Origin of the sequence: Xenorhabdus littoralis, from assembly GCF_033949345.1 — a bacterium.
GTDB lineage: Bacteria > Pseudomonadota > Gammaproteobacteria > Enterobacterales > Enterobacteriaceae > Xenorhabdus > Xenorhabdus littoralis.
Genome location: NZ_VCDP01000011.1, coordinates 14412 through 27430, shown reverse-complemented (window position 1 = coordinate 27430; position 13019 = coordinate 14412). Strand labels below are relative to the sequence as shown.

Genomic DNA, 13019 nt, shown 5'->3' with positions numbered 1-13019 from the left:
TACGTTTATTTTTTATGGTGTATTTACGGTTATAGTGTTTGATTTTGGGGCGGTTATGACAGTTTGTTCATAACAGCAAAAGCAAACGCCGTCATCAATAGAGAACCCGTCACATTAACTATGATACCGAACAACGCCCAACCTATTTTTCCCGCTTGTAATAGATAAAACACTTCCGCAGAAAAAGTTGAAAAGGTGGTCAGGCCGCCACAGAAACCTGTAGTGAGCAATAGTTTCCAAATGGGATCAACATGTGTGGATTTACTGAAATAAGCCAAACTCAATCCGATGATGAATGCGCCGGTGCAATTAGCCGTCAGCGTACCAACGGCAATCGGGGAAGAAGGGTTATTCAGGCGGAGGCTGATGAGCCAGCGTAACACGCTACCCAAGCCACCACCGATAAATACAGCAAATACAATATTTATCATAATGGTGGCGAGAGGTTATTTGACTTCCATGCCCTTGGCTTGCAAATCAGCATGGTAAGACGAACGAACAAACGGGCCGCAAGCTGCGTGGGTAAAGCCCATTTCTAACGCTGCTTCTTTCATTTCTTCAAACTCAGCAGGGCTAACATAGCGCTGGACTGGCAAGTGATGGCGACTTGGCTGTAAATATTGACCAAGGGTCAGCATGGTGACACCATGACGACGCAAATCACGCATGACTTCTACGATTTCTTCGTTGGTTTCACCCAATCCCACCATCAAACCTGACTTAGTTGGGATATCAGGATGAGCTTCCTTGAATTTTTCCAGTAGCTTCAATGACCACTCGTAGTTAGCACCAGGACGAACCTGACGATAAACCCGTGGTACGTTCTCCATATTGTGGTTAAACACATCAGGAGGGGTCGCAGTCAGAATTTCCAGTGCACGATCCATACGACCACGGAAATCCGGCACCAGAGTTTCTATTTTAATGGATGGATTTTTCTCACGAATCGCAGAGATACAGTCAGCAAAATGTTGTGCACCGCCATCACGCAGGTCATCACGGTCAACAGATGTGATAACGACATAGCGCAGCCCCATATCTTGAATGGTCTGTGCAAGCTTGAGAGGTTCATTTGCATCAGGTGTATTCGGACGGCCATGGGCTACGTCACAGAACGGGCAGCGACGGGTACAGATAGCACCAAGGATCATAAAGGTAGCTGTTCCGTGGTTAAAGCACTCAGCGAGGTTAGGGCAAGAGGCTTCTTCGCAGACGGAATGCAACCCATTTTTGCGCATTGCAGATTTGATGCCCTGAATGCGGCTGGAATCTGCAGGAAGTTTGATTTTCATCCACTCAGGTTTACGCAAGAGTGCTTCGCGTTCTGTGGCAACTGTCTTCACAGGGATCAAAGCCATCTTGTCTGCGTCGCGGTATTTGACACCACGTTCCATCTGAATTGGTTTACTCATAATCGTGCCGGTTCCAGTTATATTCTTCAGATTTTGACTTACTGCCTGATAATTAAGTAAAAAATATCAGGTTAATAAGCCGATTAAAATTTTTTTGAAAAATGTTAAAAAATTATATCATCTTTCATCGCTGAGTTGAAATCCCAAGATCTGACAGAATTTTTCTACCAGAACGGGTTGTACATCTTTAACAGTCACCCCGGTAACGAGATCACTGAGTTGGATCATCTGCATACCAGCGTAACCACATGGATTAATGCGTAAAAATGGTTGTAAATCCATGTCAATATTCAGTGCCAGACCATGGAAAGAACAGCCTTTTCGGATACGCAGGCCAACGGAACATATTTTATTACCTGTGACATAAACACCGGGGGCATCTGGGCGAGCGTAAGCTTCTACACCAAAGTGATCCAGCGTTTCTACTACGGTCTTTTCGATAACCGTTACCAACTGGCGTACCCCAATTTTTGACCGCTTCAAATCAATCAAGACATACATGACTTGTTGTCCGGGCGCGTGATAGGTGACCTGACCACCTCTGTCTGATTGGATGACAGGGATATCACCTGGCGCAAGTACATGTTCAGCTTTGCCTGCTTGACCTTGTGTAAACACTTTTTCATGTTGGACAAGCCAGATTTCATCAGGTGTTTCCGCAGTACGCTGTTCAGTGAACTGATGCATGGCATCAGAAACCGGCGTGTAAGGCTGAATACCTAACTGGCGTAAAATAACGGTGTTATGTTGCAATGGGAACGTCATCATTTGTTAACAAAAAGTGCCTGCCAGTATAACGCCCTAAAATGATTCCCACCAGTTTGAGAATGCCCTAACTCAATAATATTGTTAATTAGACGAATATATTTTTATTTTATATTATCATAGTTATATATTTCGATGATTTTCCCTTTAATCTCTGTTTGAGCTAACAGATGGTCAAAAAAAACCAATTACTGATTGTCGGGCATCTTTGTAGTTTTCTGGTGCTTCTATACAGCCTCTCAATGTTGCTGCCTATTTTTGTTGCTTTGTTTTATAAAGAAAAAAGCGTTTTCGCTTTTTTTGAAACATTTGTGATTGGGTTAGTTTCTGGTGGAGTTGGCTGGTATTTTACCCGTAAAATCAAAGCACAGCCCAGTACGCAAGATGGATTTCTTATCATTGTGCTATTTTGGCTGTTGTTCTCATTGCTAAGCGCTTTGCCTTTCGTACTCGACAAAAGTTTGAATATTAACCTTGTGGATGCAATGTTTGAAGGTGTTTCGGGTATCACAACCACAGGGGCAACAGTGCTGAATGATGTATCAGCACTGCCTAAGTCTGTCCTCTATTATCGTGCCCAACTCAATTTTATTGGCGGATTAGGTGTAGTTGTCCTTGCTGTTGCCATCCTGCCATTACTGGGAATTGGTGGGGCAAAACTCTATCAATCAGAAATGCCCGGCCCTTTTAAAGAAGAACGATTAACTCCACGCCTTGCAGATAGTGCCAAAAGCTTATGGGTCGTTTATCTGTTACTGGGGGGAGGGTGTACGGTAAGTTTCTGGGCGGCGGGAATGTCTTGGTTTGATGCCATTTGTCACGGTATCTCTACCGTCTCTTTGGGAGGATTCTCAACCCGGAATGAAAGTCTTGGTTATTATGACAGCGCAGCCATTGAAATGGTGGGGGGAATTTTTTCGGTACTCTCGGCAGTTAACTTTACGCTTTATTTCGTGGCTCTGACACGTCGTAGTCTGAAACCGCTGTTAAAAAATGCTGAGCTACAATTCTTCTTATTGGTATTGGCGGCAATAGTTTGCATTATCTGGCTGGAATTATACCGTTCAGGTATGTATGGCGTAAAAGATGCTTTTGTTCATGGTTTTTTCATGACCAGCTCCATGATGACTGATAACGGTCTGGCAACCTCTGATTATGCCCAATGGCCGCCTCATACTATTTTGCTGTTGCTGGCAGTCAGTTTTTTTGGTGGTTGTGTGGGTTCGACTTGTGGTGGTATCAAAGCACTCCGCTTTATGATTTTAGCGAAACAAAGCTTCAGCGAAATTAACCAACTTGTTCATCCGAATGCCATCTCAACGATTAAAATTGGTCAATCTGTGGTTCAGGAAAGGGTACTGCGTTCTGTCTGGGGATTCTTCTTCCTCTATGTTTTTTTCAGTTGTTTCTTTATCTGGGCGTTGAATTTGCTCGGTTATGATTTAGTGACTTCATTTGCCACCGTTGCCGCCTGTATCAATAATATGGGGATCGGATACGGTGCTACGGCACAAGGTTTTGGTGATCTTGATGCCACCGCCAAATGGATGATGTGTGCCGCAATGCTACTGGGACGATTGGAGATTTATCCAATACTGATTTTGTGCTCGAAAGCGTTTTGGCGCTTTTGAATGATCTATCTACGCAAGAGACACATTATTTAATGGCAGTGACGTCGTGTCTAGTGTTTGGGTCGGAAAAAACGCTGACTAAAAAATCAGCGTTTATAAGAAGCATTGTTACAGCACAACGCGTACCAGCTCTAATGCGCCCAATTCTTCATACAGTATTTCAACTTGATCAATATGCGTCGCGTTGATAGTAATGGAGACCGAGTGGTAATTGCCTTTGCTGCTTGGCTTAACAACTGGAGAGTAATCGCCCGGTGCATGGCGCTGAACTACTTCAACAACTTGATCCACCAGCTCAGGTTGAGCTAAACCCATCACTTTGTAGGTAAATGAGCAGGGGAACTCAAGCAGTTCATTTAATTTCGTTTTCATGGGCGTTCCTCATGTATTTGCCACAGCAAGTCAACTGTCCTGCTGTGGCGTGATAATTTTCTGACAATATTCAACTAAACAATCAATATGTAACTAATATAAGGCTCAATATCCGGCTTTCAAGAGATCAACCAAACCAGTGGTGGAACATCAGTCGGATATAGTCGATCATACGGCTGAAGAAGCCTCCTTCTTTCACTTCCTGCATCACAACCAATGGACGTTGTTCAATCGTTTTACCATCGAGTTGGAAGTTAATCGTTCCAACAATCTGATGCTTGGCAAGTGGTGCATGCAGTTCGGTATTATTCAATACATAGCTGGCTTTCAGGTCTTTCAGGCGACCACGAGGGATCGTCAGATAAACATCTTTATCTACGCCAAGCTGGACTTTATCGGTATCACCAAACCAGATTGGTTCTGACGCAAATTCTTTACCTACTTGCAGTGGTGAAACGGTTTCGAAGAAACGGAAGCCCCAGGTCAGCAATTTTTTGCTGTCAGTTTCACGGCCTTTAAAAGTAGGGCTGCCCATCACGGCAGAGATCAAACGCATATTGCCTTCGGTAGCAGAAGAAACAAGGTTGTATCCTGCGCCATTGGTATGGCCTGTTTTAATGCCATCAACGTTCAGGCTCTTGTCCCATAACAAGCCATTACGGTTTGGCTGACGAATGTTGTTGTAGGTAAATTCTTTCTCTTTATAGATAGAATATTCATCTGGTACATCGCGGATGAGAGCCTGACCAATCATAGCCATATCGTGGGCGGAGCTATATTGACCATGAGCATCCAGACCGTGAACTGTTTGGAAGTGTGTGTTTTGTAGTCCCAGACTCTCGACATATTTATTCATTAAACTGACGAACGCATCTTGGCTGCCTGCTACATAATCTGCCATTGCGACACAAGCGTCATTGCCTGACTGTAGATTGATACCACGGGACAGCATGGCTACCGAAACTTGGTCACCGGGTTTCAGAAACATTAAAGAGGAGCCTTTAAATATCGGGTTTCCTGTAGCCCAAGCATCTTTACCTACGGTAACGATGTCATTCTGACCAATTTTTCCTGATTTGATGGCTTGACCAATTACGTAGCTGGTCATCATTTTGGTCAAACTGGCAGGGTCACGGCGGATATCCGCATTTTTCTCAGCTAATACCTTTCCTGAATTGTAATCAATCAGAATATAGGCTTCTGAATCTAGTTCAGGAACACCGGGGATCATAGTTTTGAAATTATCATCCGTGTTAGCGAACGCAGAAATGCTGGTAGCCAGAGCGATGCCTAATGTGGCACTTTTAATAAAACGAGAAGTAACGATGTATTTCATGATTGATTAGATAACATCCGTAAGAAAGGGATTGATAATAAGGCACATAATAACAAATGCAAAAAAGGCTGACATTAAACAAAATTAGGTGATTTGAAGGTTTGCACTTTTTTACCCGATTTTTGTTCACCTCAAATTTCGGGTTGCAGCCAACAAAGCTGCAACCCGAAATTTATTAGGAACAGCGAATCAAGGAGCAACAATAAAAGAGGATTGGTGCATTTGATCCGTTAATTTCTTTTGTATTTCGCTAGCTTGTTGGCGGCTGTTGAATGGCCCCAACTGGACACGATAGACATGACCAAACTGAGTGATGCGACCTTGCACGTTGAAGCGCTGGCTCAACGATTGTTGCCATTCTTTGGCTTTTTGCTCAATGCTGACAGCACCTACTTGCACCATATAATTTCCTGTTGCTGTTGAATTAGCAGATGCTGTTGAATCTGACGATACCTGCGGGGCAGGTGGTGTTTTTGCCTCAGAAAGCGTATTTGTGCCAGAAAGCATATGCGAGCCAGAGTGCGCTACCTCAGGCGCTGAGGTGACAGGCTGAGCTTCTGTATTTCCTGACAGAGGTTGTGCAGTCGCTGGTGGCTCACTGGTGTTCTGTTCAACAGCATTGTCCATCATGGATGGTGAATTTGATGATTGAGAACTAAGGTCGGGTCTGTCCGGTAAAGCATAACTTTGTTTGACGATCGTCGAGCCTTCTGTTCCCAAACCCGAAAGTGAGCCATCGGATGCAATCAGAATGCCATCCAGTTTCACTCTGCTCTGTGGCATCAAATTCAGGCGCTCTGCTGCTGCACGTGATAATTCGATGATTTTACCCGGCTTATTGTAAGGGCCTCGTTCATTGATCCTGACAATCATCATGCGTCCGTTACTTAAATTAGTAACGCGTACATAACTCGGAATAGGAAGTGTCGGGTGAGAAGCTGTTAAGGCATAAGGGCTGGCCCGCTCACCAATTGCTGTCAGTTTTCCATTGGACTCTTCACCAAACCAGCTGGCATAGCCTGTTTGGGTGAAACGGGCAGGATCTTGCACGATGCGATACGTTTGCCCGTCCCGCTGATAATCTTGATTGGCGCTTGGGTGATAAGGCTCATAATGAGGCTCTGCACCCAACACATCACGAGTCGGAACGGAGGGAAGGGAAGATACCCGATCATTGCCTGTTGTTGTACAACCTGATATCAGTACCGCTACGATGCTAAGTATGAGCCATTGTTGACGCATGAAACTTCTTCCTCATAAACTTTTGGACAATAACTTGCGATGCGTGTGTATCGACATGATAATGCCGAATCCCGCCATTAAGACAACCAATGCTGACCCTCCATAACTAATTAACGGGAGGGGAACTCCGACTACCGGCAGAATACCGCTTACCATGCCGATATTTACGAAAACATAGACAAATAAAATGAGTATAAGCCCTCCGACCATTACCCGGCCGAAAGTATTCTGAGCTTTGGCGGCAATAAATAAGCCCCGCATAATGATCAATAAATAGAGTCCGAGTAAAACAAGAACGCCTATTAGTCCTAATTCTTCAGATAAAACAGCGAAAATGAAGTCGGTATGTCGTTCAGGCAGGAACTCAAGCTGTGATTGTGTACCTTGTAGCCAGCCTTTTCCAAATAACCCACCGGAGCCGATGGCAATTTTAGATTGGATAATATGGTAGCCTTTCCCCAGAGGATCACTTTCAGGATCAAGTAACATCATAACGCGATCACGTTGATAGTCGTGCATGAGGAAAAACCACAATATGGGTATGAAGCAGGCAACCAATACAACCGCAACGCCGATTAATCTCCAGTTCATCCCTGCCAGAAAGAGAATGAATATGCCGGAGGCGGCAACCAAAATGGAAGTTCCCAAATCTGGTTGTGCTGCCACCAGAAGAGTAGGCAGAAAGGTTAAAAATAACGCTATTCCGGTATTTTTCAACGAAGGAGGGCAAAGATCGCGGTTCATAAAACGAGCCACCATCAGGGGGACTGCAATTTTGGCAATTTCTGATGGTTGGAAGCGCACAATGCCCAGATCCAACCAGCGTTGTGCTCCCTTACTGATTTGCCCAAAAACATCGACCAGAATGAGCAGTATTATACATCCAATATAGAGGTAAGGAGCCCAATTTTCGTATATGCGCGGAGGGATTTGAGCCAATACGATCATCACTACAAGGCCCATGAGAACTTGCCCTATTTTGCGCTCCATCATATCTACGTCTTGTCCACTGGCGCTCCACATAATGAAAAGACTATAGGCCAGTAATGCCAGAATGCACAGCAGCAGTGGAATATCTATATGTATTCGGGTCCAGAAAGGAACCTTATTTTGAGAGTCTGTCATCGCTTTACTCAATTAGCTTATGTTCCGATCGCTGGTGTTCTGGTAGCCTGTACCCCTGTTGCAGCAGGAGAGGCAGTATTGTTATCCCTAAGTAAAATATGATCCAGAATTTGGCGAACGATAGCGCCCACTGGCGGCCCAGAGCCACCATTCTCCAGAATGATGGAAATGGACACTGTCGGATTGTCATAGGGCGCAAATGCAATCATTAGCTTATGATCACGCAGGTGTTCAGCAAGTTTGCTCGCATTATAGGTTTCATAGCTGAAAACCTGAGCAGTACCTGATTTTACGGCTGCTTTGTACGGTGTGCCAGCAAAAGACCTGCGCGCAGTTCCATTGGGAGCATTGGCAACACCATACATGCCATCTTTGGCGATTTCCCAGTATCCGGAATGGATATCCCCAATCGGCTCACTGACTGGAGGCTGGTAAGCTTGCATTTCGCCGTTTACACGAGTGCTCATCAAGAAATGCGGCGTTTTCACTTCACCATCATTAATCAATATCATCAGAGCCTTGACCATTTGCATGGGGGTTGCAGTCCAATAGCCCTGCCCGATGCCAACGGAAATGGTATCGCCTTGATACCACGGTTTTTTATAGCGCTTGGATTTCCATTCACGGGTCGGCATGTTGCCCGGACTCTCTTCTTTCAAATCAATGCCCGTAAATTGACCATAGCCGAATTTTGTCATCCATTCGGATAGTTTATCGATACCCATATCATAGGCGAGTTGGTAGAAAAAAGTATCCGACGATTCGACAAGCGATTTATGGACATTCAGTTTTCCATGCCCCCAGCGTTTCCAGTCACGGTAACGTTTTTCTGATCCGGGCAATTGCCACCAGCCGGGATCGTTTATTGTGGTGTTCTTTGTGATGACATCACTGCTCAGAGCAGACGCGGCTATAAAAGGTTTTACCGTCGATGCTGGTGGATAAGCACCTTGGGTTGCCCGGTTAATCAGCGGACGATTGGGGTCGCTAAGCAGCGTTTTATAGTCCTTGCTGGAAATACCATCAACAAATAGATTCGGATCGTAGCTCGGGTTGGACACCATGGCTAAAACCTCCCCGGTACGGGGATCGGTGACGACAACACCTGCACGGCTGGTTGTCAATATTTCTTCGATATAGGTTTGCAGCTCTAAATCGATAGACAGGTAAATATCTTTACCTGCTTGCGGAGGTTGTTCATGCAACTGGCGGATCACTTTGCCACGGTTGTTAACTTCTACTTCTTCGTAACCGGGTTTGCCATGCAGGACAGACTCGTAATAACGTTCAATACCCAGTTTGCCGATATCATGTGTAGCTGCGTAGTCTGGTAAAATACCATCTTTGTCGAGCCGCTCTACGTCTTTATCGTTGATTTTGGCAACGTAGCCAATCACATGGGTTAAGGCAGAACCGTAAGGATAGTAGCGCCGTTGATAGCCCTTGATTTCCAGCCCAGGAAAACGATACTGATTGACTGAAAAGCGGGCAACCTGTACTTGTGTCAGTGGTGTTTTCAGCGGAATAGAGGTAAAACGCCGTGCGCGTTGGCGTTCTTTTCTGAAGTTTTCAATATCTTCATCAGTCAATCCAATGACGGAGCGCAGTTCCTCTAATGTCTTATCAAGGTTAGCGACTTTTTGTGGCACGATTTCTAACTGGTAAATAGTTCGGTTAGCCGCTAGAGGTGTGCCATTGCGGTCATAAATGATACCCCGGCTTGGGGCAATGGGAACGAGCTTAATGCGGTTCCCATTCGATCGGGTTTGATAATCTTCGTGGCGGGTGATCTGGAGATTATAGAGATTGGCAATCAGGATGCCCGTTAAAATAATAATACCAATAAACGCCACGAGCGCGCGGCGTATAAATAGAGCTGATTCAGCCGAATGATCGCGAAAAGGGGTTCGTTTATTCTTCATCCCATTGCCAGAATTCACGGTGATAGATTATCCAATTTATTCCCGATGATAAGGGTGGTTAGTTGTGATGCTCCACGCTCGATAAAGACTCTCTGCAACCAGAACCCGTACAAGAGGGTGTGGCATGGTCAGGGGAGAAAGAGACCAGCTTTGTTCCGCTGCTGCTTTGCAGGCAGGAGCCAAACCTTCAGGGCCACCAATCAGTAAACTGACATTCCTGCCATCCAGCTTCCAGCGTTCAAGTTGCTGCGCCAATTGTGGGGTATCCCAGCGAGAACCGGGAATATCCAGCGTCACAATACGATTTCCCTTACCGACCGCCGCCAGCATTTGTTCGCCTTCTTTTTCCAGAATGCGCTTGATATCAGCATTTTTACCTCGTTTTCCCGCCGGAATTTCAATTAACTCAAAAGGCATATCCTTGGGAAAACGATTCAAATAATCAATGAAGCCGGTCTGAACCCAGTCCGGCATTTTTGTTCCTACAGCGACTAATTGTAACTTCAAACTCAGCTCCAGAGTTTTTCCAATTCGTACATGCGGCGGCTGTCTTCCTGCATAACGTGAACCATGATTTCACCAAGATCTACGACTACCCAGTCTGAAACACCTTGCCCTTCAACACCCAGAGGCATAATGCCCACTTTGCGGCAGTCATCAACCAGATTATCCGCTACAGACATCAGATGGCGGCTTGATGTTCCGGTGCAGATGACCATGCAGTCAGTGACGCTGGATTTACCACGAACGTCTATAGAAACAATATCCTGTGCTTTGGAATCTTCAAGTTTATCAATAACAAATTGTTGTAGTTCTGTGCCTTGCAAAAGGATCACCTTTATTTTATAAAATTGGTTGAGTAACGCAGAATAATAGCATGCCAATCTCTGTAAAAGTAAGCAACTTAGCGGCAAAACACCGCATGATTTAGTTATTGCTTATATAGCCCTTGTGAATCGATATAATTTTGTATCGATGGAGGGAGCAGATCATCACAGCTTAGCCCTTGATGGTGGCGTTGGCGAATATCAGTTGCTGAGATGTTTAGTAACGGAGTGGCAGCTAAGTAAATATGTCCGCATGGTTTTTGGCTCAATGGAAATGGCGTGTCAACTTGGTGTTTTTCAAGCCACTGCTGCATTTCTGGGGTCGAAAGCTGGCTTTTATAACCCGGACGGGAACAGACCAACAGATGACAGTTGTCGAGCAATTCTTCCCATTTATACCATGTATGGATAGTTTGTAATGAATCTTGCCCGATAATGAATGCCAATGGACGTTGTTCACCTAATTCCTGACGAAAAGACTTCAATGTTTCTATCGTGTAAGACGGAGTTTGACGTGTCAGCTCTCGGGTATCCACGGTAAAAAGAGGGTTGTCCTGTATAGCCAGATGAACCATTTCCAAGCGTTGCTGGGCAGTCGCCTCTGGCTGAGGGCGGTGTGGGGGAACGTGATTAGGCAATAAAATCACCTTATTGAGTCCCACTAGTTGCGCCAATGCTTGCACTGGGAGCAAATGACCATAATGAATGGGATCGAACGTACCACCGAACAGGGCATGAATAATCGGAGAACCTGTACCGGCTGTCTGGGAAACAGCATTTATTGGATCAATAGCATCAGGCATTCAAGAAGCTCTCTGGTAATGTTTTTCCGCATAGCAGCATGGAAAGCGTTTCCAGGTCAGCCCAAATGGATTGGCTATAATCCTGTTTGACACGCAGTTCCATCTGGGTCAATAAATGTATGGCAGATTGCAGATCTCTCTGTGATAAACGCTGCAATGCGGCCGTTAGTAATGGTCTGCGATTTTGCCAGACTTTGTGTTGATCAAACAATGTTTTCAAGGGGATAGTTGCCCCCTGACGCTTAATTATCAGTAGCAGCATCAGTTCCCGCTGTACAGTACGAAGTAAAATGACCGCCTCTGTCTCTTCTTGCCGGAGCTGTTTCAGTATATGCCATGCCCGTTTTATTTTTCCTGCCAACAGGGCGTCAACCCAATGATAGGGGGAAAAATGAGCGGCATCGTTGACCGCTTCTTCAACACGATGAAGTGTCAGCCGATTATCAGGATAGAGCAGGGAAAGACGCTCCAGTGCCTGAGCGAGTGCTAATAAGTTACCTTCATAGCAATAACACAGTAGCTGATTGGCTTCATTTTCCAGCGTTAATCCCATGTTTTTGGCGCGTTGGGCTACCCATTGGGGCAGACGACTTTGTTCTGGTGCCAGACAACTGACATAGATGCCATTTTGCCCAATCACCTTGAACCAAGGGCTATTTTCCTGTGCTTTGGTGAGCTTGTGCCCCCGCAATATCAGCAGAATATCTGGATGTAATAATTCTGACAGTTTAGTCAGCCGTTCTGCAATCGCGGCATTCGGGCCATTTTCTGGAAGTAGCAGAATAAGTGACTGACGGCTGGCAAACAGGCTGAGTGACTGGCACAAGCTGAAGATTTCATCCCAATCGGTATGGTTATCCAACGCGAAGGTGAAATGCTCCAGAAAGCCATGTTGTTCAGCCACTCTGCGAATGCTGTCCTGACTTTCCTGCAATAGCAACGGTTCATTGCCCCAGAGCAAATAGCTGTTTCGCAGCCCTTCATTGAGCTGCGAAAGAAGTTGTTCAGGATAAAGTCGAATCATTGCTTCGGTGTAGTCGTAGCTTTCTGTTTTTCTTCAGCTTTCAGCAGTTCAGCGCTATGAACAGTCAACAGTTGGCGCATAAGCTGACTGGCAGCCTGTTCACGCATTTCCTGCTGAACCAATTCATTTTCTGCATCTTTCGCCAGAGCTTCCAATGGGTTATCGAAGAAAGAACGATCAACCCGTGCCCGCAATGGATAGATACCGCCATTTGGCATCAGAACTTGAGCATCAACGCTCAGTACTAACTGGCGCTCAGCCGCTTTACCATCCTGAAAAACAGAGACAGTCTCTTTGTTTTCACTGGAACCCAGAAGTTTCAGAATAGGTATTGAAGCATCTCCATGCTCAATAATTTTGACATCGTTCAGACGAAGTTGCTGACGAACCGCTCGTGCCAGCGGCCCGTAAGGATCACCTGAACTCAGCTGCAATGTTTGAAGCTCTTTGGGTACTTGTGTTGTGCCGCGAAGATGAAAACCGCAGCCAGCGGTGACTAGCACCGCCAACCCGAGCAACATCGTGAAAATACGATGCCGCAGATTATTTTTTACCACATT

General features: G+C 45.4%; 14 protein-coding genes. 1 reads left to right on the top strand and 13 read right to left on the bottom strand.

The window, feature by feature from the left end; translation table 11 throughout:
- Positions 1-53: 53 nt before the first annotated feature.
- The 3 genes from crcB to lipB form a co-directional block, all read right to left on the bottom strand.
- Positions 54-431: a fluoride efflux transporter CrcB gene (gene crcB / locus FE394_RS04175; protein ID WP_319925148.1), complete on the bottom strand. Its 378-nt coding sequence runs from the start codon at positions 429-431 to the stop codon at positions 54-56.
- Between the two features lie 15 nt (positions 432-446).
- Positions 447-1412: a lipoyl synthase gene (gene lipA / locus FE394_RS04170; protein ID WP_319925147.1), complete on the bottom strand. Its 966-nt coding sequence runs from the start codon at positions 1410-1412 to the stop codon at positions 447-449.
- Positions 1413-1529: 117 nt separating this feature from the next.
- Positions 1530-2177, bottom strand: coding sequence for a lipoyl(octanoyl) transferase LipB (lipB, locus tag FE394_RS04165; RefSeq protein WP_419836301.1), 648 nt, complete (start codon positions 2175-2177; stop codon positions 1530-1532).
- 170 nt (positions 2178-2347) lie between these two features.
- On the opposite strand from lipB, the gene FE394_RS04160 reads away from it, so the two are divergent.
- Positions 2348-3808, top strand: coding sequence for a TrkH family potassium uptake protein (locus FE394_RS04160; RefSeq protein ID WP_319925146.1), 1461 nt, complete (start codon positions 2348-2350; stop codon positions 3806-3808).
- Positions 3809-3916: 108 nt separating this feature from the next.
- Here FE394_RS04160 and ybeD read toward each other — a convergent pair whose 3' ends face one another.
- The 10 genes from ybeD to lptE all read right to left on the bottom strand — a co-directional run bounded on the left by ybeD (position 3917) and on the right by lptE (position 13001).
- On the bottom strand, positions 3917-4180 hold the full coding sequence (ybeD, locus tag FE394_RS04155; protein WP_319925145.1) for a DUF493 family protein YbeD: 264 nt from the start codon (positions 4178-4180) through the stop codon (positions 3917-3919).
- A gap of 127 nt (positions 4181-4307) precedes the next feature.
- Positions 4308-5516, bottom strand: coding sequence for a D-alanyl-D-alanine carboxypeptidase DacA (gene dacA / locus FE394_RS04150; protein WP_319925144.1), 1209 nt, complete (start codon positions 5514-5516; stop codon positions 4308-4310).
- Between the two features lie 189 nt (positions 5517-5705).
- The gene (gene rlpA, locus FE394_RS04145; protein WP_319925143.1) at positions 5706-6758 is read right to left on the bottom strand and encodes an endolytic peptidoglycan transglycosylase RlpA; all 1053 of its coding nucleotides are present in this window, start codon (positions 6756-6758) and stop codon (positions 5706-5708) included.
- A 12-nt stretch (positions 6759-6770) separates the two neighbouring features.
- Positions 6771-7883, bottom strand: a complete 1113-nt coding sequence (gene mrdB, locus FE394_RS04140) for a peptidoglycan glycosyltransferase MrdB (protein WP_319925142.1) — start codon at positions 7881-7883, stop codon at positions 6771-6773.
- Positions 7884-7900: 17 nt separating this feature from the next.
- Entirely contained in the window at positions 7901-9805 is a 1905-nt protein-coding gene (mrdA, locus tag FE394_RS04135) for a peptidoglycan DD-transpeptidase MrdA (protein ID WP_319925141.1), read from the bottom strand.
- A 36-nt stretch (positions 9806-9841) separates the two neighbouring features.
- A complete protein-coding gene (gene rlmH / locus FE394_RS04130; protein WP_099141519.1) occupies positions 9842-10312 on the bottom strand; it encodes a 23S rRNA (pseudouridine(1915)-N(3))-methyltransferase RlmH in 471 nt (156 codons plus the stop codon).
- A 2-nt stretch (positions 10313-10314) separates the two neighbouring features.
- Positions 10315-10641, bottom strand: a complete 327-nt coding sequence (gene rsfS, locus FE394_RS04125) for a ribosome silencing factor (protein WP_319925140.1) — start codon at positions 10639-10641, stop codon at positions 10315-10317.
- A gap of 95 nt (positions 10642-10736) precedes the next feature.
- Complete coding sequence (gene nadD, locus FE394_RS04120) at positions 10737-11435, bottom strand: nicotinate-nucleotide adenylyltransferase (protein WP_319925139.1); 699 nt, start codon at positions 11433-11435, stop codon at positions 10737-10739.
- On the bottom strand, positions 11428-12459 hold the full coding sequence (gene holA / locus FE394_RS04115; RefSeq protein ID WP_319925138.1) for a DNA polymerase III subunit delta: 1032 nt from the start codon (positions 12457-12459) through the stop codon (positions 11428-11430). The genes nadD and holA overlap by 8 nt, the downstream gene beginning before the upstream one ends.
- Positions 12456-13001 carry an LPS assembly lipoprotein LptE gene (lptE, locus tag FE394_RS04110; RefSeq protein ID WP_319925167.1) on the bottom strand — a complete coding sequence of 182 codons (546 nt, stop codon included), beginning with the start codon at positions 12999-13001 and terminating at the stop codon, positions 12456-12458. Before lptE ends, holA begins: the two co-directional genes overlap by 4 nt.
- Positions 13002-13019: the final 18 nt, after the last annotated feature.

What these genes read in the sequence shown, in the direction of transcription:
- dacA (WP_319925144.1), bottom strand. Translation starts at nt 5,516, where the DNA reads ATGAAATACATCGTTACTTCTCGTTTTATTAAAAGTGCCACATTAGGC.
- ybeD (WP_319925145.1), bottom strand. Translation starts at nt 4,180, where the DNA reads ATGAAAACGAAATTAAATGAACTGCTTGAGTTCCCCTGCTCATTTACC.
- nadD (WP_319925139.1), bottom strand. Translation starts at nt 11,435, where the DNA reads ATGCCTGATGCTATTGATCCAATAAATGCTGTTTCCCAGACAGCCGGT.
- holA (WP_319925138.1), bottom strand. Translation starts at nt 12,459, where the DNA reads ATGATTCGACTTTATCCTGAACAACTTCTTTCGCAGCTCAATGAAGGG.
- mrdA (WP_319925141.1), bottom strand. Translation starts at nt 9,805, where the DNA reads ATGAAGAATAAACGAACCCCTTTTCGCGATCATTCGGCTGAATCAGCT.
- mrdB (WP_319925142.1), bottom strand. Translation starts at nt 7,883, where the DNA reads ATGACAGACTCTCAAAATAAGGTTCCTTTCTGGACCCGAATACATATA.
- FE394_RS04160 (WP_319925146.1), top strand. Translation starts at nt 2,348, where the DNA reads ATGGTCAAAAAAAACCAATTACTGATTGTCGGGCATCTTTGTAGTTTT.
- rlpA (WP_319925143.1), bottom strand. Translation starts at nt 6,758, where the DNA reads ATGCGTCAACAATGGCTCATACTTAGCATCGTAGCGGTACTGATATCA.
- lipA (WP_319925147.1), bottom strand. Translation starts at nt 1,412, where the DNA reads ATGAGTAAACCAATTCAGATGGAACGTGGTGTCAAATACCGCGACGCA.
- lipB (WP_419836301.1), bottom strand. Translation starts at nt 2,177, where the DNA reads ATGACGTTCCCATTGCAACATAACACCGTTATTTTACGCCAGTTAGGT.
- crcB (WP_319925148.1), bottom strand. Translation starts at nt 431, where the DNA reads ATGATAAATATTGTATTTGCTGTATTTATCGGTGGTGGCTTGGGTAGC.